This is a genomic window from Paenibacillus camelliae (assembly GCF_023715345.1).
Lineage (GTDB): Bacteria > Bacillota > Bacilli > Paenibacillales > Paenibacillaceae > Pristimantibacillus > Pristimantibacillus camelliae.
This window is the reverse complement of record NZ_JAMBNY010000001.1, coordinates 463,293-488,744: the sequence shown is the minus strand read 5'-3', so window position 1 is coordinate 488,744 and position 25,452 is coordinate 463,293. Positions and strand designations below refer to the sequence as shown.

22 protein-coding genes are annotated in these 25,452 nt (G+C 44.0%); 17 read left to right on the top strand and 5 right to left on the bottom strand.

Annotation, left to right across the window (positions count from 1 at the left end; translation table 11 throughout):
• Positions 1 to 38 precede the first annotated feature (38 nt).
• A complete protein-coding gene (gene rpsD, locus M3180_RS02300) occupies positions 39 to 638 on the bottom strand; it encodes a 30S ribosomal protein S4 (RefSeq protein ID WP_251665607.1) in 600 nt (199 codons plus the stop codon).
• A gap of 360 nt (positions 639 to 998) precedes the next feature.
• Here rpsD and M3180_RS02295 point away from each other — a divergent pair, with 360 nt between their 5' ends.
• From M3180_RS02295 to M3180_RS02270, 6 genes are all read left to right on the top strand, one after another.
• The gene (locus M3180_RS02295; RefSeq protein ID WP_251665606.1) at positions 999 to 2,912 is read left to right on the top strand and encodes a sensor domain-containing diguanylate cyclase; all 1,914 of its coding nucleotides are present in this window, start codon (positions 999 to 1,001) and stop codon (positions 2,910 to 2,912) included.
• A 192-nt stretch (positions 2,913 to 3,104) separates the two neighbouring features.
• Positions 3,105 to 3,818 carry a hypothetical protein gene (locus tag M3180_RS02290; RefSeq protein WP_251665605.1) on the top strand — a complete coding sequence of 238 codons (714 nt, stop codon included), beginning with the start codon at positions 3,105 to 3,107 and terminating at the stop codon, positions 3,816 to 3,818.
• A gap of 35 nt (positions 3,819 to 3,853) precedes the next feature.
• Positions 3,854 to 4,975 carry an aminopeptidase gene (locus M3180_RS02285; RefSeq protein WP_251665604.1) on the top strand — a complete coding sequence of 374 codons (1,122 nt, stop codon included), beginning with the start codon at positions 3,854 to 3,856 and terminating at the stop codon, positions 4,973 to 4,975.
• Positions 4,976 to 5,064: 89 nt separating this feature from the next.
• The gene (locus M3180_RS02280; protein ID WP_251665603.1) at positions 5,065 to 5,307 is read left to right on the top strand and encodes an HPr family phosphocarrier protein; all 243 of its coding nucleotides are present in this window, start codon (positions 5,065 to 5,067) and stop codon (positions 5,305 to 5,307) included.
• Between the two features lie 196 nt (positions 5,308 to 5,503).
• Entirely contained in the window at positions 5,504 to 5,800 is a 297-nt protein-coding gene (locus tag M3180_RS02275) for an Fpa/YlaN family protein (protein WP_251665602.1), read from the top strand.
• 148 nt (positions 5,801 to 5,948) lie between these two features.
• Positions 5,949 to 6,329: an Asp23/Gls24 family envelope stress response protein gene (locus M3180_RS02270; protein WP_251665601.1), complete on the top strand. Its 381-nt coding sequence runs from the start codon at positions 5,949 to 5,951 to the stop codon at positions 6,327 to 6,329.
• 41 nt (positions 6,330 to 6,370) lie between these two features.
• Here the strand turns inward: M3180_RS02270 and ftsW are convergent, their stop codons facing one another.
• Together ftsW and M3180_RS02260 are read right to left on the bottom strand one after the other, a co-directional pair.
• A complete protein-coding gene (gene ftsW, locus M3180_RS02265; protein WP_251665600.1) occupies positions 6,371 to 7,570 on the bottom strand; it encodes a putative lipid II flippase FtsW in 1,200 nt (399 codons plus the stop codon).
• A gap of 15 nt (positions 7,571 to 7,585) precedes the next feature.
• Positions 7,586 to 7,930: a YugN family protein gene (locus M3180_RS02260; protein WP_251665599.1), complete on the bottom strand. Its 345-nt coding sequence runs from the start codon at positions 7,928 to 7,930 to the stop codon at positions 7,586 to 7,588.
• A gap of 312 nt (positions 7,931 to 8,242) precedes the next feature.
• On the opposite strand from M3180_RS02260, the gene M3180_RS02255 reads away from it, so the two are divergent.
• The gene (locus tag M3180_RS02255) at positions 8,243 to 9,436 is read left to right on the top strand and encodes an amidohydrolase (protein WP_251665598.1); all 1,194 of its coding nucleotides are present in this window, start codon (positions 8,243 to 8,245) and stop codon (positions 9,434 to 9,436) included.
• A gap of 36 nt (positions 9,437 to 9,472) precedes the next feature.
• On the opposite strand, the gene M3180_RS02250 is transcribed toward M3180_RS02255, so the two are convergent.
• On the bottom strand, positions 9,473 to 10,303 hold the full coding sequence (locus M3180_RS02250) for a thermonuclease family protein (RefSeq protein WP_251665597.1): 831 nt from the start codon (positions 10,301 to 10,303) through the stop codon (positions 9,473 to 9,475).
• Positions 10,304 to 10,482: 179 nt separating this feature from the next.
• Between M3180_RS02250 and M3180_RS02245 the strand changes: the two genes are divergently transcribed.
• The 6 genes from M3180_RS02245 to M3180_RS02220 all read left to right on the top strand — a co-directional run bounded on the left by M3180_RS02245 (position 10,483) and on the right by M3180_RS02220 (position 16,682).
• Positions 10,483 to 12,150, top strand: coding sequence for a DNA repair helicase XPB (locus M3180_RS02245; protein WP_251665596.1), 1,668 nt, complete (start codon positions 10,483 to 10,485; stop codon positions 12,148 to 12,150).
• On the top strand, positions 12,147 to 13,934 hold the full coding sequence (locus M3180_RS02240) for a hypothetical protein (RefSeq protein ID WP_251665595.1): 1,788 nt from the start codon (positions 12,147 to 12,149) through the stop codon (positions 13,932 to 13,934). The genes M3180_RS02245 and M3180_RS02240 overlap by 4 nt, the downstream gene beginning before the upstream one ends.
• A 75-nt stretch (positions 13,935 to 14,009) precedes the next feature.
• Complete coding sequence (locus M3180_RS02235) at positions 14,010 to 14,483, top strand: YlbF/YmcA family competence regulator (RefSeq protein WP_251665594.1); 474 nt, start codon at positions 14,010 to 14,012, stop codon at positions 14,481 to 14,483.
• 30 nt (positions 14,484 to 14,513) lie between these two features.
• Positions 14,514 to 14,777 carry a YlbG family protein gene (locus M3180_RS02230; RefSeq protein ID WP_251665593.1) on the top strand — a complete coding sequence of 88 codons (264 nt, stop codon included), beginning with the start codon at positions 14,514 to 14,516 and terminating at the stop codon, positions 14,775 to 14,777.
• A 121-nt stretch (positions 14,778 to 14,898) separates the two neighbouring features.
• Positions 14,899 to 15,810, top strand: coding sequence for a selenium metabolism-associated LysR family transcriptional regulator (locus tag M3180_RS02225; protein ID WP_251665592.1), 912 nt, complete (start codon positions 14,899 to 14,901; stop codon positions 15,808 to 15,810).
• Positions 15,801 to 16,682: a PHP domain-containing protein gene (locus M3180_RS02220; protein ID WP_251665591.1), complete on the top strand. Its 882-nt coding sequence runs from the start codon at positions 15,801 to 15,803 to the stop codon at positions 16,680 to 16,682. Before M3180_RS02225 ends, M3180_RS02220 begins: the two co-directional genes overlap by 10 nt.
• A 116-nt stretch (positions 16,683 to 16,798) precedes the next feature.
• Here the strand turns inward: M3180_RS02220 and M3180_RS02215 are convergent, their stop codons facing one another.
• Complete coding sequence (locus M3180_RS02215) at positions 16,799 to 18,598, bottom strand: Rqc2 family fibronectin-binding protein (protein ID WP_251665590.1); 1,800 nt, start codon at positions 18,596 to 18,598, stop codon at positions 16,799 to 16,801.
• Between the two features lie 153 nt (positions 18,599 to 18,751).
• Here M3180_RS02215 and M3180_RS02210 point away from each other — a divergent pair, with 153 nt between their 5' ends.
• The 4 genes from M3180_RS02210 (at position 18,752) to remA (ending at position 25,449) form a co-directional block, all read left to right on the top strand.
• Entirely contained in the window at positions 18,752 to 21,508 is a 2,757-nt protein-coding gene (locus tag M3180_RS02210) for a calcium-translocating P-type ATPase, SERCA-type (protein WP_251665589.1), read from the top strand.
• Positions 21,509 to 22,267: 759 nt separating this feature from the next.
• A complete protein-coding gene (dapF, locus tag M3180_RS02205) occupies positions 22,268 to 23,101 on the top strand; it encodes a diaminopimelate epimerase (RefSeq protein ID WP_251665588.1) in 834 nt (277 codons plus the stop codon).
• Between the two features lie 23 nt (positions 23,102 to 23,124).
• A complete protein-coding gene (locus M3180_RS02200) occupies positions 23,125 to 24,975 on the top strand; it encodes a bifunctional homocysteine S-methyltransferase/methylenetetrahydrofolate reductase (protein ID WP_251665587.1) in 1,851 nt (616 codons plus the stop codon).
• Between the two features lie 213 nt (positions 24,976 to 25,188).
• Positions 25,189 to 25,449 (top strand): extracellular matrix/biofilm regulator RemA, encoded by a 261-nt coding sequence (gene remA, locus M3180_RS02195; RefSeq protein WP_005548256.1) that lies wholly within the window; start codon positions 25,189 to 25,191, stop codon positions 25,447 to 25,449.
• The last annotated feature ends 3 nt before the right edge of the window (positions 25,450 to 25,452 follow it).

Here is a 25,452-nt window from a genome sequence, read left to right as displayed (position 1 = left end):
AAGGACTGCAGTAAGCTGCAGTCCTTTTTGTTCCGATATTAACGGCTGTAGAACTCGACGATTTGCTTCTCATCGATTTCTTGTGAAAGCTCAGAACGCTCAGGAAGACGAACGTATTTACCTTCAACTGCTTGATCGTTAAACTCAAGGTAAGCAGGTAGGTGTACGCGACCTTCAATCGCTTCTTTCACAGATTTCATTCCACGGCTGCGCTCACGCAAGCCAATTACGTCGCCAAGAGAAACGGCATAAGACGCGATGTCTACTTTTTTGCCATTAACTGTGATGTGACCGTGAGCAACAAGCTGACGAGCACCTGCACGAGAATTAGCAAAACCTAGACGATATACTAGGTTATCAAGGCGGCTTTCAAGAAGCACCATGAAGTTTTCACCGGCAATACCTTTCATTTTCGTAGCTTTAACGTAAAGGTTGTGGAATTGCTTTTCACTCATACCATACATATGACGAAGCTTTTGCTTCTCCATAAGTTGTAGGCCGTAACCGCTAATTTTGCGGCGAGAGTTAGGGCCATGTTGTCCCGGAGGGAAAGCTCTCTTAAGATCTTTACCGTTTCCAGCTAGTGAAATTCCAAGACGGCGGCTTAGTTTAAATTTAGGACCAGTATAACGTGACATGTGTCGATTAACTCCTTCATCAAATGAGATTATTGAGGATGGGGTTGTGTTTCGCGGATATGAAGGTGCAGCACAATTACTGCACTGTCAAGCACATCAGCCGCAGGCTAGACAGTCCTTGCATATCCTGAGGGTGACACAAAACCGTACGCCCATAATACCATCATTAATATTATAAAGTCTCCAATTGAAAAGTCAAGAAATGATATGCTAGAGTAACAATATTACTATCATTTTACAAAAATACCGTCTAAAGTCCTATTATTTTATTCGTCCGTAGTGCAAAATCCTTAAAAATAGAGTATGATAATAAGATAGAAAGCTCATCTCCTTAGGGCAGTGAAAGAAAGGGTTGGGTGCATGATGAAGGACGGAACGAATGGAATTTATAAGCCTATGATTTGGTTTGCCGATGAAGATTTCCATGATGCAGACGAGCCATACATGCCAGAGCTTTATAATGAAAGCTTCTATGCATGGTATGAAGACGCTCGAGATATAGATGCATGTCGACATGGAATGTTCTGCCTATATACACGATCAGCCTCCCTTTATCGTACTGAGCCTACCGATCCGATGAATGTTTTGCAGATGCGAAGCAAGGAACAGTTGAATGAGGCTATAAGCAGGCTGGCTGCTCAATGTATTGAACAAGAAGAATATATTGATTTTACGGAGCAGGACGTCCAGTTTAGTGCGGTTCCTGTCAGAAGACGGAAGGATAATAAAATATTTGCTGTGTTTATGTATGTAGTGGAACATAAGCACGCGATTAGTAAAGCTGAGCTTGGCGCTTATATGAAGCATTTTCGTATTCATTTTTACCGTGTATTTGAAAGTGTTTTCGTTAAGGAGATTATGCTGCAGAAAACGTTAGTGGATAAGGAAGCAACGCACCGAGAGCGGCTGTTTTTAGTATCGAAGCGGCTTTATGATCAAATCGATGCCGAAAGCGTTGTGCGGGAAATGCTGCATAGCCTTGAAGAGCTGTATCAAGATTCTGAAATTTATTTGTATCTTTCACAGGATCACCTTGAAGGAGATCATCGAGTACGTCCTCTAGAGTTTAGAAACTCTTCAAACGACATCGTAACAGAAGCTTTCCTAGAAGGAAAATGCTGTATAGATCGTAATCATCCTGGCTATATTCGCTTGGCGATCCCAATGAATGGGAAGCAAGCGGCATATGGTGTGCTTTGTATCGAAATCAACCGTACGCATTGGGATGAATCTGATCTTCCAGCCTTTATGCTCATTGCAGATACTGCAGGGTCGGCCTTCGAAAACGCTAAGCTCTATGAGCAATCAAATTTATTGATTAACGAATTAAGAATTATTAACGAAATGACGAAGAGGCTTAACCAGTCACTCCGTTCAAGAGAAATATATCAATATGCGACAGTAGAGCTTCTTAAAATATTTAAAGCCGATTACTGCTGTGTATTGCAGCTTGATCGTAATCGCAACGAATTTAAAGTCAGAGCAAGTAATTTGGAATCGTTGCTTGGTAAAACCTATACGAACGATTATGGGTTTACTGGCATTGTCTACCGTACGAAGGAAGCGCTGTTTACATCTGATTATTGGAATACGCAAACGGTTCCTTCTGAGCTGATGGAAGATACGAATTCAAGATCATTGATTGGTGCGCCGATTTTTATAGATGGGGAAGTCGTTGGAGTCATTCTTGTTACACATACTCAAGCCAATTACTTTTCCTATGACAACTTTAAGCTTCTGCAGGTTGTGAGTACGCATATCGGACTTGCAGTAACGAATGCCTCACTGCACGCCGAGATGCACAAAATGATCATTACCGATCAGCTTACAAATTTGCATGTACGACACTACTTGGATGAACAAATTCAGCGCAAGCAACGAAGTGATACGCAAGGGTCGTTAATCCTTGTAGATATTGATTTCTTCAAGGGAATCAACGATACGTTTGGTCATCAGGTAGGAGATCGGGTGCTCATTCAGGTCTGCGCAATTATACGGAGCTCCATACGTAATGGTGATATCGCCGCTCGTTGGGGCGGTGAGGAGCTGGCGATTTACTTGCCGAATGTAACTGCTATTCGAGCGGCACAAATTGCTGAGCGAATTCGCAAGCGTGTGGAGTATGAAACCAATCCTAAGGTAACCGTTTCTTGCGGAGTAAGCGAATGGGATCAATCTCATGAAAAAATAAGTGTTGAATCATTGTTCTATCGTGCAGATATGGCGCTTTACGAATCGAAAAAGAGTGGCCGTAATCGAATTAATATCGGGTAAATAACTTTCTTCTAAGCCATTATATAATGTAAACAATAAAGGGCAGCTAATTAGCTGCCCTTTATTGTTTTGTCATACGTACAAACGTCAAGAGGATTGAGTTATTCTACCCATTGATGTTAGATATCAGCGCATAACTAAGCTAGCTTTGAGTTAAGCTATAACGGAATGAAGTTATAATCGAGGTGGCTTATGCGTAAAAATAGTAGTCTGATTGGCTTGTTTGTTTGCTGTATCATTATAGCAGCCTGCAGCATTATTACGGATAATCGAACGGGTGATGAGTGGCTAGAACTTTTGCGCGCGGGAATGGTTGCAGAGGACGACTTTCGCTTTAGTGGTACGGTTGTAATGGGTTTTGAGGATGGGGTGGCACTGCAGCCGTTTGCCTTTGAAGGTGAAATAGAGAAGCATAAACAGATCGCTATGTTTGCAGAGCAATCGAACAGCTTTGTAAGTAATCCAGTTAATGAAATTGATTTTATTGCGAAAAATTATACAGAGGCAAAGGTTACGTATAATGGACTTGATGAGTCAGAGCAAAGTAATATTATAGTGCTGGGTGTAACCGTAGATCCAGAGGCAGCTACAACAAGGTGGAAGGAGCTGCTCAAAAAAGAGTTAACTAATGTGACACTGGACGCTTTAACCCGTGCTAAGGATCAAAAAAAGCATCTTACACTTGTCCAACAGGAAGTAGATCGTTCACAACAAGAGCTTGAGCAAATGCTAAAGGAATTGAAAGTCGCTATGAATGTGGAAATTACGATTGATCCTACTCGTATCGTTCCGCTTCAATTAAACGAGCATGTTTCCATGGATTATATAAAAGATGGTTTAGACATCAAGGAGTTTCGTAAAAGCAATATCAAGTTTGATCTAAGTCCAGCTCAAGTGGTACGATAGAATTTGTTGAAGGAAGCGTATAGGGGGAATGATTCATGCGTGACAGTAGAATTGATCAATTGGCTCGTAATCTAGTGCAATATTCGATCGATGTACAACCGGGTGAAAACATTTTGATTGAAATGATTGGGGAAGAGATAGAGCTCGTAAAGGCGCTTGTTGAAGAGGTGAGTAATCGCGGTGGTCGGCCGTTCGTAGAGCTTAGTCATCGCGCCGTTACTCGCAGTTTGTTGAAGCATGCGTCTAAGGAACAAATCGAATTATGGGCTGAGCTTGATCTTGCAAAAATGAAAAAAATGCACGGATATATCGGCATCCGAGCAAGCGATAATGTAAACGAACTAAAAGATGTGCCTGAGCAGCAAATGAAATGGTATGAATCGATTCATCTTAAAAAGGTGCATATGGAGCAAAGAGTGAATCACACAAAATGGGTCATCCTACGCTATCCAAATGCATCGATGGCCCAGCTAGCTGGTATGAGCACAGAAGCATTTGAGGATTTCTATTTCAATGTATGCAATCTTGATTATGCGAAAATGGAAGTGGCAATGGAGGCGCTCTATCAACGAATGAGCAATGCTGATCAAGTTCGCATTACAGCTCCAGGAACAGAGCTTTCGTTCTCCATAAAAGGAATCGGAGCAAAAAAATGCTCCGGACATCGCAATATTCCTGACGGAGAAGTTTACTCTGCACCAATTCGCGATTCGGTGGAAGGCACCATCCACTATAATACGCCTACGGTGTATGGTGGAACTACATTTCAAAATGTGAAGTTGACCTTTGAAAAAGGTAAAATCGTTCATGCTGAAGCAGGAGATCAAACGGAGAAATTAAATCAGATATTGGATACGGATGAAGGATCACGTTACATAGGAGAATTTGCTATCGGCTTTAATCCGTATATTCTGCACCCAATGAATGACATACTATTTGATGAAAAGATCGCAGGCAGCCTTCACTTCACACCAGGTCAATGCTATAAAACTTGCGACAATGGAAACAACAGTGCGATTCATTGGGACCTTGTATTAATTCAGCGAGCAGACTACGGCGGTGGCGAAATATACTTTGATGGCGAGCTCATTCGCAAGGATGGACAATTTGTCACTCCTGATTTGCAAGCATTGAATCCGGAGCAATTAAAAGCTTAATATTTTATTTGGAAAATGCTTGAAGGTTACTCTATTTCAATGTATGATGGTAACTATATAAAACTTATTTTTCTATGGAGGGATCTCCCATGTCGAATAACGCGGCAATTGTCGAAATTTCACAAGCGGCGAGTAAATTTACTTCGTCTATCGTGCTACAGGCTGATAGCAAATACATTGATGTCAAAAGTATTTTAGGCTTGTTCACAACGTTAGTGGGCGGTCACGCTTATGAGCTGCATGTTCATGGACCAGACGCAGAAGAAGCTAAAAAAGCAATGTCTGAAGTTTTTGCTAAGCATAGCTTGAACGTTACGATTATTTCAGAGTAAATGATGAATCGGGCACTTCTCCAGTGGAGAGGTGCTTTTTTAATGTGATCAACAACAGTAAATCAGTAATCAAGGCTAGAGCTATTGAATCAAGCTTTTATTCATGTTCACACTAGTTTATCCTTGTACTTATCTTGTTTTTCGTCTAATATAAAGAGAGGTAAAGTTGTTGGAGAAGCAGTGAAGGAGGGATTCGATGTCTGCACTAGAGCGCACTGAATTATTAACTGAACGAGCACTACGTCTTCTGCAGGAGGATGCAGCTAAAATAGAAAAGCTTATTGAAGTCCAGATGGCGAATCTTACTACCCGTCAATGTCCATTATACGAAGAAGTACTTGATACACAAATGTATGGATTTTCACGTGAGGTTGATTTTGCAATTCGTATCGGCTTAGTTTCCGAGATAGAGGGAAAAGAAATATTAAGTCGACTAGAACGCAATCTGGCTGTATTATATGAAGCGTTGGATCAGAAGGGACAGTCTCAATAGAGATTGTCTTTTTTTATTTATTAACATTTTTATGTTTTACTATAAAGTGGAAAATATGAAAGAGCTTGTTTATTTGTGTGCTTCAACTTGATTAAGGAAATGATATCCTATACAATGTACATATATGGCCTATTGAGGAGTGAATGACATGACCGAGGAACTTCAAACTGGTTTAATTCGTATTTCTGATGATGTAGTAGCAACTATAGCGGGACTTGCAGCACTCGAAACGCCTGGCATTGCAGCAATGTCTGGTGGCATATCAGAAGGGCTTGCTAAACGACTAAGTGGAAAAAACGTACAAAAAGGTGTATCGGTTGAGGTAGGTCAGCTAGAAGCAGCAATTGATCTTCGTATTATCGTACACTACGGAATCCCAATTCAAGAGGTTTGTCGTCAGCTTCAGCTTAATGTTCGAGAACAGGTTTCTAACATGACTGGACTTCAAGTTGTTGAAGTAAACGTCAAGGTTGAAGGAGTAGCCTTCAAAGAAGAAGAGCCAGAAGAAGTAGTAATGCGTTTGAAATAAACGGAACATAATAAACTGAACGACAAGAAAACGACTGTCTCCTAATCGATAGGAACAGTCGTTTTTTTCGTTGTCGTAGATGTAATTGTCGTCTTGTCCATCACCTGATAATACTCTCTTGAGATGCTCAGCAATATTCCCATGCCCATGAGCATAGCAAGAATAGAGGAGCCCCCGTAGCTTATGAATGGCAGCGTAACCCCTGTTAGAGGAATTGCTCCGGAAACACCGCCAATATTAATAAAGGCTTGAAAAGCAATCAGTGATACGATGCCAATACCTGTTAACATTCCGAACTGATCCGGGCAGCGAACAGCGACGATAAAGCCTCTCCATAAGAAAATAATCATAAAGATAAGGAACAATGCAGCTCCAATAAAGCCAAGCTCCTCAGCAATAACAGCAAAAATAAAGTCACTGTATGGATATTTCAAATAATGAAGCTTTTGAATACTTTCTCCGAAACCAGCTCCAATAAAGCCGCCATGCCCAAAGGCTTGCAGTGAAGATACAAGCTGCCATGCACTGTCCTGAGCATTCCCGATTGGATCAAGGAAAGCCGTGAACCTTGCGATTCGATAATTCCAGGCAGTTGGATTCGTTAGAATCGAATAGGTGACGATCGGTGTAAGAATAGCGGTTCCGCCAAGCAATGTTAACAATAAATGCTTTAGCTTCGCGCCTGATGCCCAGATCATCATACCCGCACTACCAGCAATTACGATAACGGCGCCAAGGTCAGGCTGTAACATAATTAGTCCGCATATAAATGCGATGATGATAAGAACAGGGAGTAGTCCGCGCTTAAAGTCACGAAACTTTTCTCCCTTCTTCGATATCAGTGCTCCTAAATATACTATAAGGGCAATTTTAGCGAACTCTGTAGGCTGTATCCCGAGACCTGCATATCCGAACCAGCTTCGCGCACCATTAATTTCCGGCGCGATAATCGGTACGAGTATTAGCATAATAATGACTGGAATAAAGAAAAGAATTTGCAGCTTTTTGAATCTGCGGAACGGAATGTTCATAATGAAAAACATCATGAACACACCAAGGCCAGCAAATATGAACTGGCGCTTCGTAAAGTAAAGAGCATCAAAATTCATTCCTGCAGATACAACCGCAACACTTGAGCTCGCGCTAAACACCATTACTAGACCGAAACCGACAAGTATTAGCGTCATAATTAGAAGTAGAAAATCTGGTCTACCTTTACTAGTTTTTTGCGGAGCTTTCATAATATTACCTCTTTATTAGCTTAATGCAGAATATAAAGCTTGAATACCTTTGTTTGCAACATCCATAACATGCTTAGGAATAGGTGTTTCATAGTCAAGACCATGCGGAAACGTAGAAAGACCAATGTATACGTCCTCAATAATAAGCACAGCATGTGGATTTTCAAGCTTACCTTCAATCGCACGTGTGTTCACACGAAGATAGTATACATCTTCAGATTGCGAGTCTTCAATTTTCAAATCATATGTAGCACGAGTGTATTCCCATTGGCCACGGAAAAAGCCAGCTTTTTCTGCTGCTTCATCAAGATAGCCAAGCTCACTTTTGAGCCCGTTAAGTCCGGAATTTTCGATAATCATTCCTGTTCCTCCTATAACATTAGTTGTGAAGTGTCATCTAACTACGAGTTTCGATTCTCATAGCAGTAGGCTGCTCTGCAATCTGTCCAAAGCAATATGCGATGGAACGGATGATCTATACAAATCTAGTATCGAGCTATTCTTTCATAATGATAGTATGTTTCATTGGCTAGTGCAAGCATTACTGATAGACAAAATACCTCGAGCGCGATATAACATTACTAGATTCATCCATTACAGCATTACCGCTGTTACGATTTTTCTGTTACACTATAATAAGAATTTTGATCTAAAGGATAAGGAGGTAACTGCATGACGATATTACAGCAGCTAGAGCGGTACACCGAAGAAGTTTTTGATCAGGCGGTGTCATGGCGTCGTTATCTTCATCAATATCCAGAGCTTTCTTTTCACGAGAAACGTACATCAGCATGGATTGAGCAGCGTCTAGAGGAAATGGGCTGCAGTGTAACACGCTGTCAACATAATTATGGACTCATCGTTACAATTAAAGGCGATCTGGCCGGGCCGACAATTGCTTTACGTGCAGATATGGACGCGCTGCCGATCCAGGATGAGAAGTCTGTAGATTATGCATCTAAAGTACCTAATGTGATGCATGCATGTGGTCATGACGCACATACCTCTTCATTGCTTGCTATTGCACAATTTTATGTACATCGAAAGCATGAGCTCAAAGGCGAGCGTAGGCTAATATTTCAGCCAGCAGAGGAGCTGGCACCTGGCGGTGCGGCGTCAATGATTGCTGAAGGTGCGCTTAGTGGAGTAGATGTTATATATGGAGTCCATCTTTGGACACCGCTAGCGTATGGTAAAGTCGCAACAAAAAGCGGTAACTTTATGAGCGCGGTCGATGATTTCTCAGTAGAAATTCAAGGCTTAGGTGGTCATGGTGGAGTACCGCATCATACAATTGATGCAATCGTCATTGGCTCGCAAATTGTACAAAGCCTGCAAACGGTCGTCAGTAGAAATATAGATCCGATCTCACCAGCAGTTGTTACCATTGGAACTTTTCAGGCTGGACAAGCAAATAATGTCATTGCTGAGCGTTGCTTGCTGAAGGGGACGATTCGTACCTTTGATGAGAGAAGTCGCGAGATTGCTCAAAATAAGGTCGAAAAAACGATTCAAAAGCTTTGTGAGCTGCATGGAGCAACGTATCGTTACGAGCTGAAAAAAGGCTACCCGGCAGTAGTTAATGACCAGGCTGAGGCGAATCGCGTGTTAGAGGTCGCTCGCACGATTGTGGGGGATGAAAACACTGAGGAAGCAGCTCCGATTATGATTGCAGAGGATTTCGCTTTTTACTTAAAGGAAGTGCCAGGGTGTTTTATGTTTGTTGGTGCAGGAAGCGAAGCAGCCGGTGCTGTATATGCGCATCATCACCCGCGCTTTGATCTGGATGAGCGTTCGATGAAGCTTGCTATTCGCATGCTGGTTGAAGCTGCTGAGCATTATGCGAATCAAGTTCAAGCTCAATAAAGCAAACTAAAAAACGAGCTTATCACTGATGTGGAATTATTCATTCCACTCAGCGATAAGCTCGTTATTTGTGTTATACAGCTCAGCGCTTTCCTTTTCATTCAGATCCCATACGAGATCATTACCCCAGTAGAAAGCGATTTTCTCAGGTATACGTTCCATACTCCTTGCATAGATTGCTGCTGTTTCACCTGGTTCAAGCACCAAGTCCTCAAATATATAGATTTGATTCCCAGTAACACTTACAAGCTTCCACTGGCTTAAATCTAAGTCCTGAGAAGTATAGTTTGAAACCAATGCCTTCTGATCATCCTTCACAACTGTTAATCGAATACCTGTATAGGGTGCAGCCTTTAATGTGACATCATCATTGCTCGTTTCCTGCTCATCAAACCAAAGCCCGACTTTGTTTGTTTTCGCAAGCTGTTCAAACTTTTTATAAATGTTTTCCATTTTAATATTTGGCTCTGTAACTAGCACTTTTGCATAGCCTGTCTCAAGAAGCAATTCATTCATAATCGTACCGTCTCTAAGCTTGACTATGGCAAGCAGCTGACCGTTTTCATTACGCATTTCTTGATCAAAGCTAAGCATTACCTCCTGCGAGTTAGTTAATTGATCGGAAATAAATTCATAAATCCGATCTCCAAGTATTTCATGATTAATATTAACAACGTCAATAGATAAAAAGGTTACTTGCTCAATATGATCACCAACAATGATTTCGAAGGTGTTGTTATTAATAATTTTACCAATAGGATACCAGGTATTCTCTTTCATATTTGAAGTCGCAGAAGGTAGTCCAGAGCATGCGCTAATGAATATAAAAGCTGCTGCAAGAATGGCGACACAAATCAAATTCCTCATGTAAAGAATATCCTCCGAAATGTCGAAAATCGTAAAAAAAGAACGATAATTATAGCTATTATACCATAGATTTCGTATTTACATATAGATTTCATGCAATATGAAGTAAAACAGGCATAAAACACCTGTTAAACCTCAATACTGAACGTAAGGAGAATGCAGTAAGGAAGGGTAGATATATGCAGCGTAGGAACGTTTTGATTGTGCAGCGAGATATGACATTACTATTAGATCGAGAGGCTCATTACGCCGCTGAGGCACGTTCAGCGATTGGGAGCTTTACAGAGCTCCTAAAGGTGCTTGGTCAATTTGAGGTCTATGAATGTACACCAGTCACCGTTTGGAACGCACTTGCTCAAGGACTGAAGTGTGAAAAAATTATTGATTTATTACATACATATGCCAAGGGGGCACTGCCTGCTGCCTGCGAAAGTCAAATCAAGCTTTGGGCTTCTCGCTTTGGTCGCTTAACACTATTGCTAGATGATCAGCAGCTTATTATGCAGGGAGACGAGGCAATGATGCAAGAGCTGGAAAGCTTGAATCTTGGTTCAAGCTGGATAGAAGCTAAGCATCCTAACAATAGATGGATAATCAAGCAGGAGGGTCGCGGCTTTCTTAAGCAGGAGCTTGCGAAAGCAGGCTATGCGGTTCAGGATTTAGTTGGTTATCACGATGGAGAAGCTGTACATATGGAGCTCAGACAACAAGCTCAATCTGGGGCTAGCTTTCATCTGAGGGATTATCAGCGCAAGGCCATCGCTGCTTTTCATCGTGATCGTGTAGGCGGTAGTGGGGTAATCGTACTTCCGTGCGGTAGCGGGAAAACGGTAACTGGGATTGGAGTCATGGCCAGTCTTCAAACTGCTACGCTTATCGTAACATCGAGTGTAACTTCAGCGAAGCAGTGGCGTGATGAGCTGCTGGACAAGACATCGCTTAGTCCAGAGGATATTGGCTTGTACGGGGGTAAAGCTCGTTCCGTAGAGAAGATAACGATTGCGACCTATACAATTTTGACCCATCGAAACAAGTCTACTGATCAATATGATCATATGAAGTTATTCTCCGAGCGAGATTGGGGACTCATTATATATGATGAGGTCCAGTTGCTGCCCGCTCCGATATTTCGCATGACCGCGATGATTCAAGCAACAAGGCGTCTGGGGTTAACCGCAACTTTAATTCGTGAGGATGGCTGTGCGAATGATGTATTCTCTCTTGTCGGCCCCAAGCTGTACGATCTAAGCTGGAAAAAAGCGGAGGAACAGTCCTATATTGCAAAGGTTCACTGCACAGAGGTTCGAGTTCAACTTCCAGCTCATGCTGAAGAGCAGTATAACACGGCATCTGCAAGACTACGCTTAAAGATCGCGGCTATTAATCCTAATAAGATTGCGACAGTTAAACAAATTATGAGGCTTCATCCAGACTTGCCAACGCTAATTATTGGTCAATACATAGAGCAGCTGGAGGAGATGTCAGTCGAGCTAGGTGTCCCATTGCTAACAGGAAGCACGGACTATGAACAGAGAGAAGCGGTATTTAAGAAATTTCGCAATCGAGAAATTTCAACCTTGGTTGTCTCACGAATTGCAAACCTAGCAGTAGATTTACCAGACGCAGCAGTTGCCATTCAAGTATCTGGCAGCTTTGGCTCGCGCCAAGAGGAGGCGCAGCGCATCGGTAGATTGCTTAGACCGAAACGTGGAGCCAACGAGGCCTGGTTCTATACGCTCGTAACGGAAGGCAGTAAGGAAACTGAATTTGCGTTAAAAAGAGGGTTGTTTATGCTCGAGCAGGGCTATCAATATCGTTGCATACATGAGCAAGAGGTGTTTCTATGATGACGTTGCAGTGCTGGCTTCATGTTGTTCCTCGTGAGCAGCGAGAGCAATTTATGCATAGCAAGCTTTGGCGAAGCTATATGGACGAGTGGATCTGGGGACTTGCGGTCGTAGATGAAGAAATCGTTGAAAGCACATATGAGCAACTCAATGAGTTTGAGCAGGATATATTGCTGGAGCTGCTGAAGGAAGGCTTGTTGCTAAAACCGCAGCACTTGGACACGCTTGTTCACATATTAATTCGTCGTTTAGGCCGCCCATTGCAGCAATGCAAGCAAGCGCTGCAGCTTTTATTAGAAGCGGGAATTGTTCTAGCTTTTCAAGATCCATGGCGCGGCTTGATATTGTGGATGCCGCTCCCCATATTAAACAATTGGCGAAAAAAGCTGTGTGTACCACTGTCTATTCCGCACGAAGTACTACAAGATAAACAGATTAATGATTCGACCGCTATAAGCATAGAGCATTGCAGATATGAGCACGAGCTGTCTTTGCCTGTTCAGCTTACGATGTTTTTACAGCAAATTCACAATATGCCGCTGCAGGTTACAAAGCAGGGTCAGTTAAGTAAAGCTTCTACTAAACAGCTCCAAAAACGGTTGAAGCTGCTAGATGAGCGGACAGAAACTGAACTTGCGTGGAAAAATCTGATGCAAGGCTCTGGAGCAATTGTGGAATTTTTTCTAGAGCTTGCCTTCAATCTTGGTATTGCTATTCAGAAGGAGAACCAGATTCGTTTAGTTTACGGAAAGCTCAAGGAATGGCTCGCTTTACCTCAATCAAGGCAGCAGGACATCCTCTGGCAGTGGCTCATCCAGCAGCTTGTGTTATCGGACCTTCCTGTCGATGCAATACTTGTAATGCTCGATAGCAAACAGGATAATTACTGGCATGCCTATAGGATGCCCGCTGAGGCAGTATCCTCCTTGCTAGAGCTGCTGGAGCTATGTGCTGATTGTGGCTTCCTCTCATACAGCAGCAGTCCTGATAAGGGCATCCTATATATACGTCGTTCAACTGTCGCTCAGCCAGAGCACCAGCTTCATATTCAACAAAATGGTGAGCTGCTTTTGCTTCCCGGCATTATGCCGTACGTATTGTGGAGCGGGTTAGAAATAGCTGAAGTCGTATCGGCACAAGAGGTGGTTAGCCTTCGTTTAACATTAAAATCACTGCAACAAGCACGTCATTCCACCGATCGAATTCGTGAATGGCTTCAAGGGCATACTAATAATCAGCTCCCGATAATGGTTGAACAGCTGCTCCTCATGGCAGATGATGCTAGATCTGTATCTAATTCTACACTGAACAACGAGAGTGGAAACAATGCGAATGCTGATCAGGAAGAGATCGATTTGCTATCTATGAGTGAAGTACAGGACGGTTGGTTCGAGATGTGCTCCTTCAGCAGCTGGGGGGTGTATTGCAGACATCCGCTTGGTCAATTAATGGATACTCCACTTGCGGATTACAGTGCTTTGCGGGAGTATTTTAATCAAGAGGCTAAGGCACGGGCTTCCATACCGAGAAGCTGGCAAAGCGAGCTTCGTAGTTATCATTTGTCCACGAAGCAGCAAATCGTCGAGGCGGCGATCGAGCAAGGCTTATGCTTGAATGTTACGACTTCGAGTGGCAGCTGTAAGCTTGTCCCTTTATTACTGGAATACGACAGCGAGGAAAGCATTCTGCAAGCTTTATCGTATAAAGTGCCTGAAAGCAAGCGTCCACCGCTGCGAATCGAGCTAAAAGCGATTGAAGCCATCCAGCTAGCAATGGGTCAATAGCATTAAATAAATGTATTGGCATTCGCTGAGTTGTGTGATAACGTATAAATGTAGTATGCAGAAAGAGGTGGTATAATGTACGAACAAGGACAAGCTATTGCCACCGAACCTGGAGCTGCGTCAATTGATATGGCGTCTTTACTTCTTAAAGCCTACGAGCTTGGGGATACCATTATTGCATCTGACTCCGTTGCCAATTATTTATATTGGCAAGCTGAGGTTGCTAAAAATACAGAGGTTAAAGTTATTCAGCGTGAGTTTGAACGAGCAAAGGAGCTGTTTGAAGAAACACAGCGCTTTGGCAGATTTCATCCAAACTACCATGAAGCAAAGGATCGCGTGAAAGCGATCGAAGCAAAGCTGAATGACATTCCGTGTGTGCGAGCGTTTAAGGAGCACGAAAAGCAGCTTGATGAGCTGCTTCATGAAGTTGCGACAACAATCGCAAGAGCAGTATCAGAGACGATAAAGGTTCCAAGCAATGAAAAAGCAGGTGGAGGCTGTGGCAGCGGAGGCTCATGCAGCTGTGGCAGCGGAGGCTGCGGTTAAGTTCATATTGGCTGGAGGGAGTAGTCAGTTATGTTACCAGAACGCACGGGTTATATAGTGTGGGTAAGTGATCTAAAGGCGGCACGCGGCTTAGAACGACTAGGTACGGTGCATTATATGTCTCGCAAGCTACATTATGTAGTCTTATATATGAATGCAGATAAGGTGGAGGAGAATCTGAAGCAGCTGCATAGGTTAGCCTATGTACGCAAGATTGAACGTTCTTATCGCAATGAACTTAAGACGGAATACAGTAAAGATGTAGAAGATAAGACAAGAGCATACAGCATTTAGTTAACAACGGGGGTGTCTTGAGGTCATTGTAATGACCTCGAGCACCCCCTTTTTTTCAATTAAAATAGTCTGAGCCAACCATTTCATGTATAATGGCTTCAATTAGAGAGGTGACATCAGAATGCCATTAAATTTTCATCAGTTACATATTTTCCATACCGTGGCTGAGCGAGGAAGCTTTTCCGCTGCCGCCCAAGCTTTATATATGACACAGCCTGCCGTAACGATGCAGGTGCAGTCTCTGGAGGAGTACTTCGGTACGAAGCTGTTTATGCGTTCCACAAAAAAAATTGAGCTAACCGAGGCAGGCAAGGTACTGCTTCCTTATGCGAAGCGGAGCATTGATCTGATCCGTGACACCGATCAAGCCATGACCAGCTTCACACAGCAGCAAAAAGGACGGCTTCTGATCGGGGCTAGCTTAACGATCGGTGAATCTATTCTACCGCGCTGGCTCGGTCCATTCGGTAAGGAATATCCGAATATCGGGATTAGTATGAAGGTTATGAATACGACGCATCTTATAGAGGAAATCGAAAATCATCAATTGAATTTTGCAATTATTGAAGCGCCCATTGAACATCATGACCTGCAGATTGAAGCCGTCATGGAGGATGAGCTCATGCTCGTTGTCCCAGCAGATCATCCGTTAACGAAACGTGACGACCTAGAGCTAGAAGACGTACTCAAGTATCCGTTCATCCTTCGTGAGCAAGGCTCAGGCACTCGCCAAGTAGCAGAGGATATACTCATTGCACATGGTCATAATCCACAATCGCTTAAAATCGTCATGGAACTGGGCAGCACCGGGGCAATCAAGTCTGCTGTTGAGGCTGGACTAGGCATATCCTTTCTGTCCGTTTCATCCGTAAAGCACGAGATTGCATTAGGACTTATTCGAACAATACCGATTAAAAACGTAACGTTTAAGCGGAAGTTTTATTCCGTTTACTTAAAATCATCGCTGCTTCCTATTAGTGCGGTTACATTTCTGAATTTTTTAAGAGAGAGGGATCTTAGTCAATGGCTCTAAGTCAGTACATCGATATGCATGTCCATACAACGGCATCTGATGGGCAATACAAGCCTGAGCAAATCGTCGCAATGGCCGCAAAGCTCGGGCTTGGAGGTGTTGCTGTAACGGATCATGATACGACTGCAGGTATTGCTGAGGCACGGGCAGCGGCAATCAAGCATAATATTCGATTTTTACCTGGAATAGAAATTAGTACGGTTGCCGATGGTCTCGATATTCATGTGCTAGGATATTTTACAAGAAATGACGATGAAAAGTGGCAGCAGCGGCTAGGTAAGCTTGGTGCAACGCGTGAGGCAAGGAATGAGCTGCTCATCAATAAATTGAACGAGCTTGGCATTTCCGTTACGCTGGATGAGGTTGTGGCTGTAAGTGGAGATCAGGGCTCCATTGGCCGTCCTCATGTTGCCGAGGTGCTTATCGCAAAAGGGATAGTGGAGACGAAGCAGCAGGCGTTTGATGAATATCTCGGAGAGGGCGGTAAAGCGTTTGTTCAGCCGCGTCGTATTCACCCGACTGAAGCTTTCCAATGGATCCGTGATGCTGGTGGCGTATGTGTGCTTGCACATCCAGGTATCTATCATAATGAGACACTTGTAGAACAGCTGCTAGCCGCAAAGCCTGATGGCGTTGAGGTTATGCATAGTGATCACACTCCTGAGCAGATCACCCGCTACATAGAGCTCGCGGATCGCTTTGGATTAATAAAAACAGCTGGATCAGATTTTCATGGAGCGAGTGATGACGGCAGTAGCTTTCATGGTGGGCTAGGCTCTGTTACAGCTGATTTATCGGTATACGATCAATTGGTTGCACTCCATCAGCAGCGAGCAGTAAGCTTTAAGAAGAAAAGCACTGATGAAGAATAGTGAGAAGTAGGAAATTACGTTGTAAATAAGTGCTAAGTAGAAGATAATAAATGAATTAGCTTTTTAGAATAAAAAGCAAACAGGCCGGCAGGATCACCCTGCCGGCCTGTTTGCTTTTATTTAACGGTATGCGGAAGCGCCTTTAGCTTTTCCTCATCAGGCGTAATATAAACCGTTTTTTGCTGATCATAGATGACAAAGCCAGGCTTAGCACCGCTTGGCTTTTTCACATGTCGGATCAAGGTATAGTCAACTGGTACCATACTGGACGATTTAGCTTGAGAATAATATGCCGCAAGCATCGCTGCTTCCTCAAGTGTTGGATTGCCAAATTCATTGCTGCGAATGACGACATGGGAGCCTGGAATATCCTTTGTATGCAGCCAAGTATCATTACTGTTAGCAAGTCGGTTGGTGACATACTCATTTTGCAAATTGTTTTTGCCCACATAGATGTCAATACCTTCTGAGGAAGTGTAGCATAGCAGCTGAGGCTTGTTGCTCTTTTTGCGCTTGGCTCCTTTTTTTACTCGTTCTCTTAAATAACCGCCAGCTACGAGCTCCTCACGTATTTCTTCAATATCGCTTAGAGATGCAAGCTCAAGCTGCTGCAACAGAGTAGAAAAATACTCCAGCTCACGATTGGTAAGCTCGATCTGCTCCATCACGCTGACCTGCGAATTTTTTTGCTTCGTATAACGCTTGAAATACCGCTGAGCATTTTCAGAAGGAGTAAGCTGTGGATCAAGCAGTACGTGGAGGATCGCGCCGTTCTCATCGTAATAGTTAACTAAATCGACGGACTCATCTCCGCGCTTGATCTGATGCATATAAGCCGTGATTAGCTCACCCATAATGCGATAGCGATCTGCATCCTGAGCTTCATCATATGTATGCTGCAGCTTTACAAGCTTTTGCTCATTTTTAGAAATTTCGTTCGTAACAAAACGGATCAAATCCCCAGCGCGCTGCTTGACAGTATCTCGCTCCGCCTTATCGCCATAGAACGCTTCTAGCACCTCACTAACGGCTCGATATTCTGTGAACGAACCATCAATATGAGTGAGTGCAACGACAGAGAAATATTGCTTGTCACGAGCAGTTTCCTTCACGATCATTGGGCGGAACTGCTGCTGTTGCACAGTTTCCATCATATGCTTAAAGCTGGACCATAGGTCATCGATATGATCGACTCGCAGCTGACCATCAAGCTGAAGCGGACGTTCTGTCGCACCGAGCCATTGGTCGTGCTGCTTCGTTATAGCGCGATAGATGATTTCATTTGCAAGCAGTGGAGAGAAACCGCTGAAGCTGCCTACTAACGTCTTGCTTGTAATACTGGCTTGTTCATCATCTCGATGTAAGGCATCAGAAAATTGCTCTTTTGTGTTTACTGCCAGCGGGTCAAGCTTGTTCTGCTCAGGTGGCGGCGTGTAGCTGCTTCCTGGCATGACAATACGGTAGCTGCTCACTGCTGGCGTTACGTGTTGAATGCCATCATGCACCGTATTCGTGTCCGGATCGATAAGGATTATATTGGAATGTCGACCCATTAATTCAACGATGATCCGCTTGAACGATGTATCGCCAACCTCATCACGGTGGCGAACATCGATATGGATAATCCGTTCACGGCCAACCTGGGTAATTCGTTCAATGACACCGCCCTCACAGTACTTTCGCATCAGCATGCAAAACATTGGAGCCTCTAAAGGGTTAATATAGGTTGCATTCGTAAAATGTACACGTGGATAAGTAGGATTAGCAGACAGTAGCAGCTTACCGCTCATTCCATTTCCGCGAATACCGAACACAAGCTCTTGGTTCGTTGGCTGATGGATTTTATGGATGCGAGCTCCGATACATTGTTGCAGCTCGTCTACAAGACTCTTTATTACAATTCCGTCTAAAGCCATGACTTTGTCCTCATTTCCTCAATTCATAATTCTATCATGCCATAACTAAAGTAAAAACTTAAGTGCTTTAGGGATATTTTATTGTTTGTCCGAATACATTTACGTTAGAAAGGTTGTCTAGGAAACTGGACAAAAACAGGAGGGAAGCAGAGGATGAGTCAACTATTTTGGCATCAATTGGATCGAAAGGAGCTCGTTGATACGCTGAATAGCTCGGAAGAGTCTGGATTAAGCATAGAGGCTGTTAATGAGCGTCTTGCCGAGCATGGCTGGAATGAGCTAGCTGAGACGAAAAAACTTTCACCGCTCACATTGTTTCTGAATCAGTTTAAAGATTTCATGGTTTTAGTGCTTATGGGAGCGACATTAATCTCTGGTCTGCTTGGAGAGTATTTGGATGCTATAACGATACTGGCAATCTTAGTGATCAATGCTGTTCTTGGCTTTATTCAAGAGTTTCGTGCGGAGCGTTCTCTCGTTGCACTAAAAGAGCTGTCGGCTCCAACCGCTAAAGTTATTCGTGAAGGAAAGCAGTTTACGGTAGCAACGAAGGAGCTAGTCATCGGCGATATTGTCCTGCTAGAAAGCGGAGATCGTGTACCTGCTGATATTCGTTTTCTAGAGGCAAACAACTGCTATGTAGAAGAGTCAGCGCTAACAGGTGAATCGATTCCTGTGTCTAAGCATGAAAGCACGCTGCGTGAGGCAGAGCTGCCTTTAGGTGATCAGCGGAATATCGGCTTTATGGGAACGTTGGTAACGCGCGGGACAGCACGTGGTATTGTCATTCGGACAGGAATGGCCACAGAGATGGGCAATATCGCGAACCTGATTCAAGCGACAGAGGAAATGCAAACTCCGCTGCAGCACCGTTTAGAGCAGCTGGGCAAGCTATTAATAGGTATTGCTATCGCACTAACCATTATGGTTATCGTAGCGGGTATTATGCATGGGCAGCCTGTATATGGCATGTTCTTAGCTGGGGTCAGCCTTGCAGTCGCAGCCATTCCAGAGGGGCTGCCTGCCATTGTTACAGTTGCGCTTGCACTTGGCGTACAGCGAATGATTAAACGTAAGGCAATTGTTCGGAAGCTGCCTTCCGTCGAGACGCTTGGCTGTGCTTCTGTCATATGCTCCGATAAGACAGGAACGCTCACACAAAACAAAATGACCGTAACAAGAATGTGGCTAAGTGATCGCACCTTAAAGGTGACAGGAGACGGCTATGAACCAGTCGGCAAGGTGCTGGAGAACGAACAGGAGCTTGATGTTAGGCACGATAATTCGGTAAAACGTCTGCTGCAAATTAGTGCTCTGTGCAACAACGCAAGAATTGAAAAGCAAGAGACGGTACAGCGTAAAGGGAAAGCGATGGTCGAGCAGGAGGAGTGGGTACTGAATGGAGACCCGACGGAGGGAGCACTTACCGTATTAGCCGCTAAGCTAGGCTCACCCGTCAAGCTGCTCGAAACACAATACCGCAGAATTCAGGAGTTTCCATTTGATTCAGAGCGCAAGCTCATGTCGGTGGTGTCAGAGCATCAGGGCGGCCGTATATTGCACGTAAAGGGTGCCCCTGATGTGCTGCTTGATCAATGTACACATATTTTGTGGCAAGGAAAAGTAATCAGCATGACGCCTGCGCTTAAAGCGAAGTGTCAAGCGGCGAATGAAAAAATGGCACAGTCAGCACTGCGTGTGCTTGCCTTTGCCTACCGAGATCTTACTTCATCGAATCGTCTTGCTGATGCGGCAGATGCTGAAAGGAATTTAATTTTTGTAGGCTTAACCGGCATGATCGACCCGCCTCGAGCAGAGGTGAAGGATGCGATCGCCACTTGCCGAGCAGCAGGAATAAAAACAGTGATGATAACAGGAGATCACCAGCTTACTGCAGAGGCGATTGCTGGCTCACTTGGCATTATCCCGCGCGGAGGCGAGACATTATCTGGCAAGCAGCTTGAACAGCTATCAGATGAGGAGCTCGATCAGCGTGTTGAAAACATCTATGTATATGCACGTGTATCGCCAGAGCATAAGCTACGAATTGTACGATCCTTGCAGCGTAAAGGACATGTCGTCGCTATGACAGGTGATGGCGTGAATGATGCGCCAGCGATTAAAGCAGCAGATATTGGCATTGCAATGGGGATTAACGGTACTGATGTATCGAAAGAAGCTTCCTCTCTCATCCTAAGTGACGATAACTTCTCAACCATTGTAGCAGCTATTGAAGAGGGTCGTGGCATCTATGAAAACATACGTAAGTTTATTCGATACTTGCTTGCATCGAATGTCGGTGAAATATTAGTGATGTTCTTTGCGATGATGGCTGGATTGCCGCTACCATTAGTTCCAATTCAAATTCTATGGGTCAATCTCGTGACGGATGGCTTGCCTGCTATGGCTTTAGGTGTGGATCAATCTGAAAATGATTTGATGCAGCACAAGCCGAGAAAAGCAAAGGAAAATATATTTGCAAGACGCTTAGGCTGGAAAATCATTAGCCGCGGCGTATTAATTGGATTATGTACATTAGGTGCATTTTGGGTGACATTGCTGGAGGGAGATCTTGTACGAGCGCAGACCGTAGCTTTTGCAACACTTGTTATGGCTCAGCTCATTCATGTGTTTGATTGCCGCAGCTCACGCTCCATCTTCCACCGAAATATTTTAGAGAACAAATATCTTGTACTTGCAGTCGTTTCATCGCTTGTGCTCATGCTGGGCGTTATGTATATCGAGGCTCTACAGCCGATATTTAACACGGTGTCTATTGGCCTGCGTGAATGGTGTCTAGTCATTGTTGCTGCTGCATTCCCTACGCTGTTCTTTGGCGTCGGTAGCGTGCTTAGTGGTGGGAAGACGAAGAGTAACAAAAAGTGGAGCTCCACAGCGAAAGCTGCTTAGGGGATGCTTCAACGTTCGGCTTTGATGACGATGCTATTGCGTTGTAGCATAGTCGGCGGCGAATCTTGAGCGCTAGCGAAAATTCCGTTGCTCACGTACCAACACCGTACGCTGCGCTACTCGTTTTCTACTAGCGCTCAAGCTTCTTGGTCCTGAAAGCCGAACTTATGAACCTTTATGGAAGAGGATGCTTCAACGTTCGGCATTGATGACGATGTTATTGCGTTGTAGTTGATTCGGCGGCGAATATGGCACGCTAGCGAAAACTTTGGTGCTCACGTACCAAGTACGTACGCTGCGCTCCTTGCTTTCTAGTAATAGCAACAGCGGAACTCATTCGCTATATAAGCCACCCTCCTTCCGCAGGAAGGTTCGAGCGATAGAGGGAATGAGTGTAGCGCTGAAAGCCGAACTTATGAAGCTTTATTGGAATAGGATGCTTCAACCGTCCGGCATTGATGACGATGCGTTGCTCTGGAGCGTAGTCGGCGGCGAATATGGCACGCTAGCGAAAACTTTGGTGCTCACGTACCAACACCGTACGCTGCGCTCCTCGTTTTCTACTAGCGTGCCATCTTCTTGGTCCTGAAAGCCGAACTTATGAAGCTTAATTGGAAGAGGATGCTTCAACGTCCGGCTTCAATGAACGTATCACACAATTGTGCAAATGTTTATACAAATGCTTTATTCTCAATCTCCTCGTCTTTTTCTATGCTTATTTACACAGATATTTATTAGACGGACGAGGAGAGAGAGAAGATGGAATTTACAAAAATGCATGGACTAGGTAATGACTTTATTGTTGTATATGGTGAGAGAGAACTGCCAAGTAATGTGTCACAGCTTGCTATTGACGTATGCAATCGTTGGTATGGCATAGGTGCGGATGGCTTAGTGTATATCCTGCCCTCCGAGCGCGCGGACTTTTCTATGCGCATCATTAATTCAGACGGAACGGAAGCGGAGCAATGCGGTAATGCGATTCGCTGTGTATCTAAGTACGTGTACGATAACGGTCTCATTGATCGAGAAGAACTTGCTATTGAAACATTAGGTGCTGGTGTACAAAAGGTACAATTGACCATTGAAAATGGAAAGGTCGAAAAGGTTCGCGTTGATATGGGGCAACCGATTCTAAATGGTACAAAAATTCCTACATTAATCGATGCACCGCAAATCGTAGAGCATCCGATTGATGTGAATGGTCAGAAGTACAGCTTCACAGCGGTTTCAATGGGTAATCCTCACTGTGTTATTCCAGTGGAGGATGCAGCTAACTTTGATTATTCTGTTATAGGACCTATGCTGGAGAAGCATGAGCTATTTCCCAAAAAAATAAATGTTGAATTTATTACAGTATATAATCGCAACCATGTTGAGATGCGTGTGTGGGAAAGAGGAGCTGGACCAACGCTTGCGTGCGGCACTGGAGCTTGTGCAACATTGGTCGCTTCTGCTCTTCGCGGCGTGACTGACCGTGAAGCGAAAATATCTTTGCAAGGCGGAGACCTTTACATTGAATGGAATTCAAGCGATAATCATGTATATATGACAGGATCTGCGGAAGAGGTGTTTCGCGGCAGGTTCGAGTAGAGTATATAGGTGGCGTTGCAGGGATGGAATTGAATTTCAGAGATGCGCTAAATTCACGCATCTTAGTTGGTGACGGAGCAATGGGAACCTTTCTGTATAAGATGGGGTTCCCTATTGGTGTTCCATATGAGCAGTATGTAACTACAAAGCCTGAAGCTGTGCTAGATGTTCATCGTCAGTATGTTGCTGCAGGTGCACAAGTGATCCAAACGAACACGTACCAAGCCAACAGTGTGAAGTTTTCGCGCTACGGCATAGAGGATCAAGTTGAGGAAATTAACCGCATGGCTGTTCGACTAGCCCGTGAAGCAGCAGAAAAAAATGCCTATGTTGTTGGAACGGTAGGCTCTATACGAGATGGCAAGCGAGGAAATGTTCGAACGTTGCAGCTAACTGATGCGCTTCATCGTCAAATTCATGCTTTACTCTCTGAAGGTGTAGATGGACTGCTTTTTGAAACCTTCTATGATCTAGATGAAATGATGCTCGCTTTGCGCATTGCGCGTGAAGAGACGAATGTACCTATTATTTGTCAATTCGCAGCTGAGGATTCGGGGAGAACAGTGGATGGCTATGCGCTAGATACAGCGTTCGATCAGCTGCTTAGTGAAGGAGCAGACATTGTCGGCTTCAACTGTCGAACTGGACCTAATGGGATATTGAAGCTGATTGATGGTATCCATTCGGACAAGCTGACGTATTCTGTCTTTCCAAATGCTGGTGCTGCCAGCTTTGAGGATGGGAAGTATGAATATTCCGCTGGTCCAGATTATTTTGCCAAGATGTCACAGCAATTTGCTGATCGTGGAGCACGTTTAATTGGTGGCTGCTGTGGTACAACACCTGATCATATTGCTGCGATTGCAGAGGCGCTTCATGGCTACATACCTACAGCACCTGTCATTGCACCTAAGAAGAAGCCAATCGAAGCAAGCGAGCCTTCGACTATTCAAGCGAAATGGGGCAGCGCTCGTCGCAGTAGTGAAAATATTCTTAAGAAGGTGAAGGAGCGTCATACCGTTATTGTAGAGCTTGATCCACCACGTGATCTCGATATTACGAAATTTATGCAAGGCGCTCAGGCACTTAAAGATTGCAACGTTGATGCCGTAACGATGGCAGATAACTCTTTAGCTGTAACGCGTATGAGTAACCTGGCGCTAGCGGCGCTCGTTCAGGAGCATATCGGATTGACTCCACTTATTCATATCGCATGTCGTGACCGTAATCTGATTGGTACTCAGTCTCATCTCATGGGTCTTGACGCTCTAGGTATCGATCATGTGTTGGCCGTTACTGGAGATCCAGCGCGCTTCGGAGATTTGCCAGACTCAAGCTCAGTTTATGATCTGACCAGCTTTGAATTGATCCGTATGACGAAGCAGCTTAATGACGGCATCGCTTTTTCCGGTAAGCCATTAAAGCAAAAGGCGAATTTTATCGTTGGCGGAGCATTCAACCCGAATGTTAAGCATTTGGATAAAGCGGTGCAGCGCTTAGAACGAAAAATTACAGCTGGGGCAGATTACATTATGACTCAGCCGGTATATGACGTTGCACTAATTGAACGAATTGCTGAAGCGACGAAGCACCTTTCTGTTCCAATATTTATCGGGATTATGCCTCTTGCGAACGGTAGAAATGCAGAGTATCTGCATAATGAAGTACCAGGTATTCAGCTATCGGATGAGGTTCGTGCACGAATGTCTGGACTAGAGGGTGAAGCTGGACGGGCTGAAGGGGTTAAAATTGCTAAGGAGCTTATCGATTGTGCGATTAAGCATTTCAACGGAATTTATATTATGACGCCATTCCTTCACTACAATATGGCTGTGCAATTAACTGAGTATATTCATGAGAAAACACGCGTCTAACGTACAGATTGCGAGAAAATTGTCGTTAGAGCTTGTTCTGCTTGCAAAAATCAATTAAAATGAAATTTATGTTATTGTATAGCTATGAATTATTGTATGTTGAATAGTGTTTTCGTTAACACTAGCAATAGGAATCATTTTCTATACTACTGAATATGGTGTGTTGCATTTGTATCTTACAATTGAAAGATGCATGCAAAAGGGGGATCTGGCTTGGCCATTAAGCTTATCAATATCGGGTTCGGTAACATTGTTTCTGCGAATCGTATTATTTCGATCGTAAGCCCTGAATCGGCTCCAATTAAGCGTATTATTCAAGAGGCGCGTGATCGCCATATGCTTATTGATGCTACGTATGGACGTCGTACTCGTGCGGTTATTATTACCGACAGCGACCATGTGATTTTATCTGCTGTGCAGCCAGAAACTGTTGCACACCGATTGTCCACGAAGGACGATGATAATGATGAATAGTAC

Bases quoted from the DNA above. Each gene is read 5' to 3' on its own strand.
- M3180_RS02295 (WP_251665606.1), top strand. From the start codon at position 999: ATGATGAAGGACGGAACGAATGGAATTTATAAGCCTATGATTTGGTTT.
- M3180_RS02230 (WP_251665593.1), top strand. From the start codon at position 14,514: ATGTTACCAGAACGCACGGGTTATATAGTGTGGGTAAGTGATCTAAAG.
- M3180_RS02250 (WP_251665597.1), bottom strand. From the start codon at position 10,303: ATGAGGAATTTGATTTGTGTCGCCATTCTTGCAGCAGCTTTTATATTC.
- M3180_RS02290 (WP_251665605.1), top strand. From the start codon at position 3,105: ATGCGTAAAAATAGTAGTCTGATTGGCTTGTTTGTTTGCTGTATCATT.
- dapF (WP_251665588.1), top strand. From the start codon at position 22,268: ATGGAATTTACAAAAATGCATGGACTAGGTAATGACTTTATTGTTGTA.
- rpsD (WP_251665607.1), bottom strand. From the start codon at position 638: ATGTCACGTTATACTGGTCCTAAATTTAAACTAAGCCGCCGTCTTGGA.
- M3180_RS02210 (WP_251665589.1), top strand. From the start codon at position 18,752: ATGAGTCAACTATTTTGGCATCAATTGGATCGAAAGGAGCTCGTTGAT.
- M3180_RS02255 (WP_251665598.1), top strand. From the start codon at position 8,243: ATGACGATATTACAGCAGCTAGAGCGGTACACCGAAGAAGTTTTTGAT.
- M3180_RS02200 (WP_251665587.1), top strand. From the start codon at position 23,125: ATGGAATTGAATTTCAGAGATGCGCTAAATTCACGCATCTTAGTTGGT.
- M3180_RS02240 (WP_251665595.1), top strand. From the start codon at position 12,147: ATGATGACGTTGCAGTGCTGGCTTCATGTTGTTCCTCGTGAGCAGCGA.
- ftsW (WP_251665600.1), bottom strand. From the start codon at position 7,570: ATGAAAGCTCCGCAAAAAACTAGTAAAGGTAGACCAGATTTTCTACTT.
- M3180_RS02260 (WP_251665599.1), bottom strand. From the start codon at position 7,930: ATGATTATCGAAAATTCCGGACTTAACGGGCTCAAAAGTGAGCTTGGC.
- M3180_RS02275 (WP_251665602.1), top strand. From the start codon at position 5,504: ATGTCTGCACTAGAGCGCACTGAATTATTAACTGAACGAGCACTACGT.
- M3180_RS02215 (WP_251665590.1), bottom strand. From the start codon at position 18,598: ATGGCTTTAGACGGAATTGTAATAAAGAGTCTTGTAGACGAGCTGCAA.
- M3180_RS02235 (WP_251665594.1), top strand. From the start codon at position 14,010: ATGTACGAACAAGGACAAGCTATTGCCACCGAACCTGGAGCTGCGTCA.
- M3180_RS02270 (WP_251665601.1), top strand. From the start codon at position 5,949: ATGACCGAGGAACTTCAAACTGGTTTAATTCGTATTTCTGATGATGTA.
- M3180_RS02280 (WP_251665603.1), top strand. From the start codon at position 5,065: ATGTCGAATAACGCGGCAATTGTCGAAATTTCACAAGCGGCGAGTAAA.
- M3180_RS02285 (WP_251665604.1), top strand. From the start codon at position 3,854: ATGCGTGACAGTAGAATTGATCAATTGGCTCGTAATCTAGTGCAATAT.
- M3180_RS02220 (WP_251665591.1), top strand. From the start codon at position 15,801: ATGGCTCTAAGTCAGTACATCGATATGCATGTCCATACAACGGCATCT.
- M3180_RS02245 (WP_251665596.1), top strand. From the start codon at position 10,483: ATGCAGCGTAGGAACGTTTTGATTGTGCAGCGAGATATGACATTACTA.
- M3180_RS02225 (WP_251665592.1), top strand. From the start codon at position 14,899: ATGCCATTAAATTTTCATCAGTTACATATTTTCCATACCGTGGCTGAG.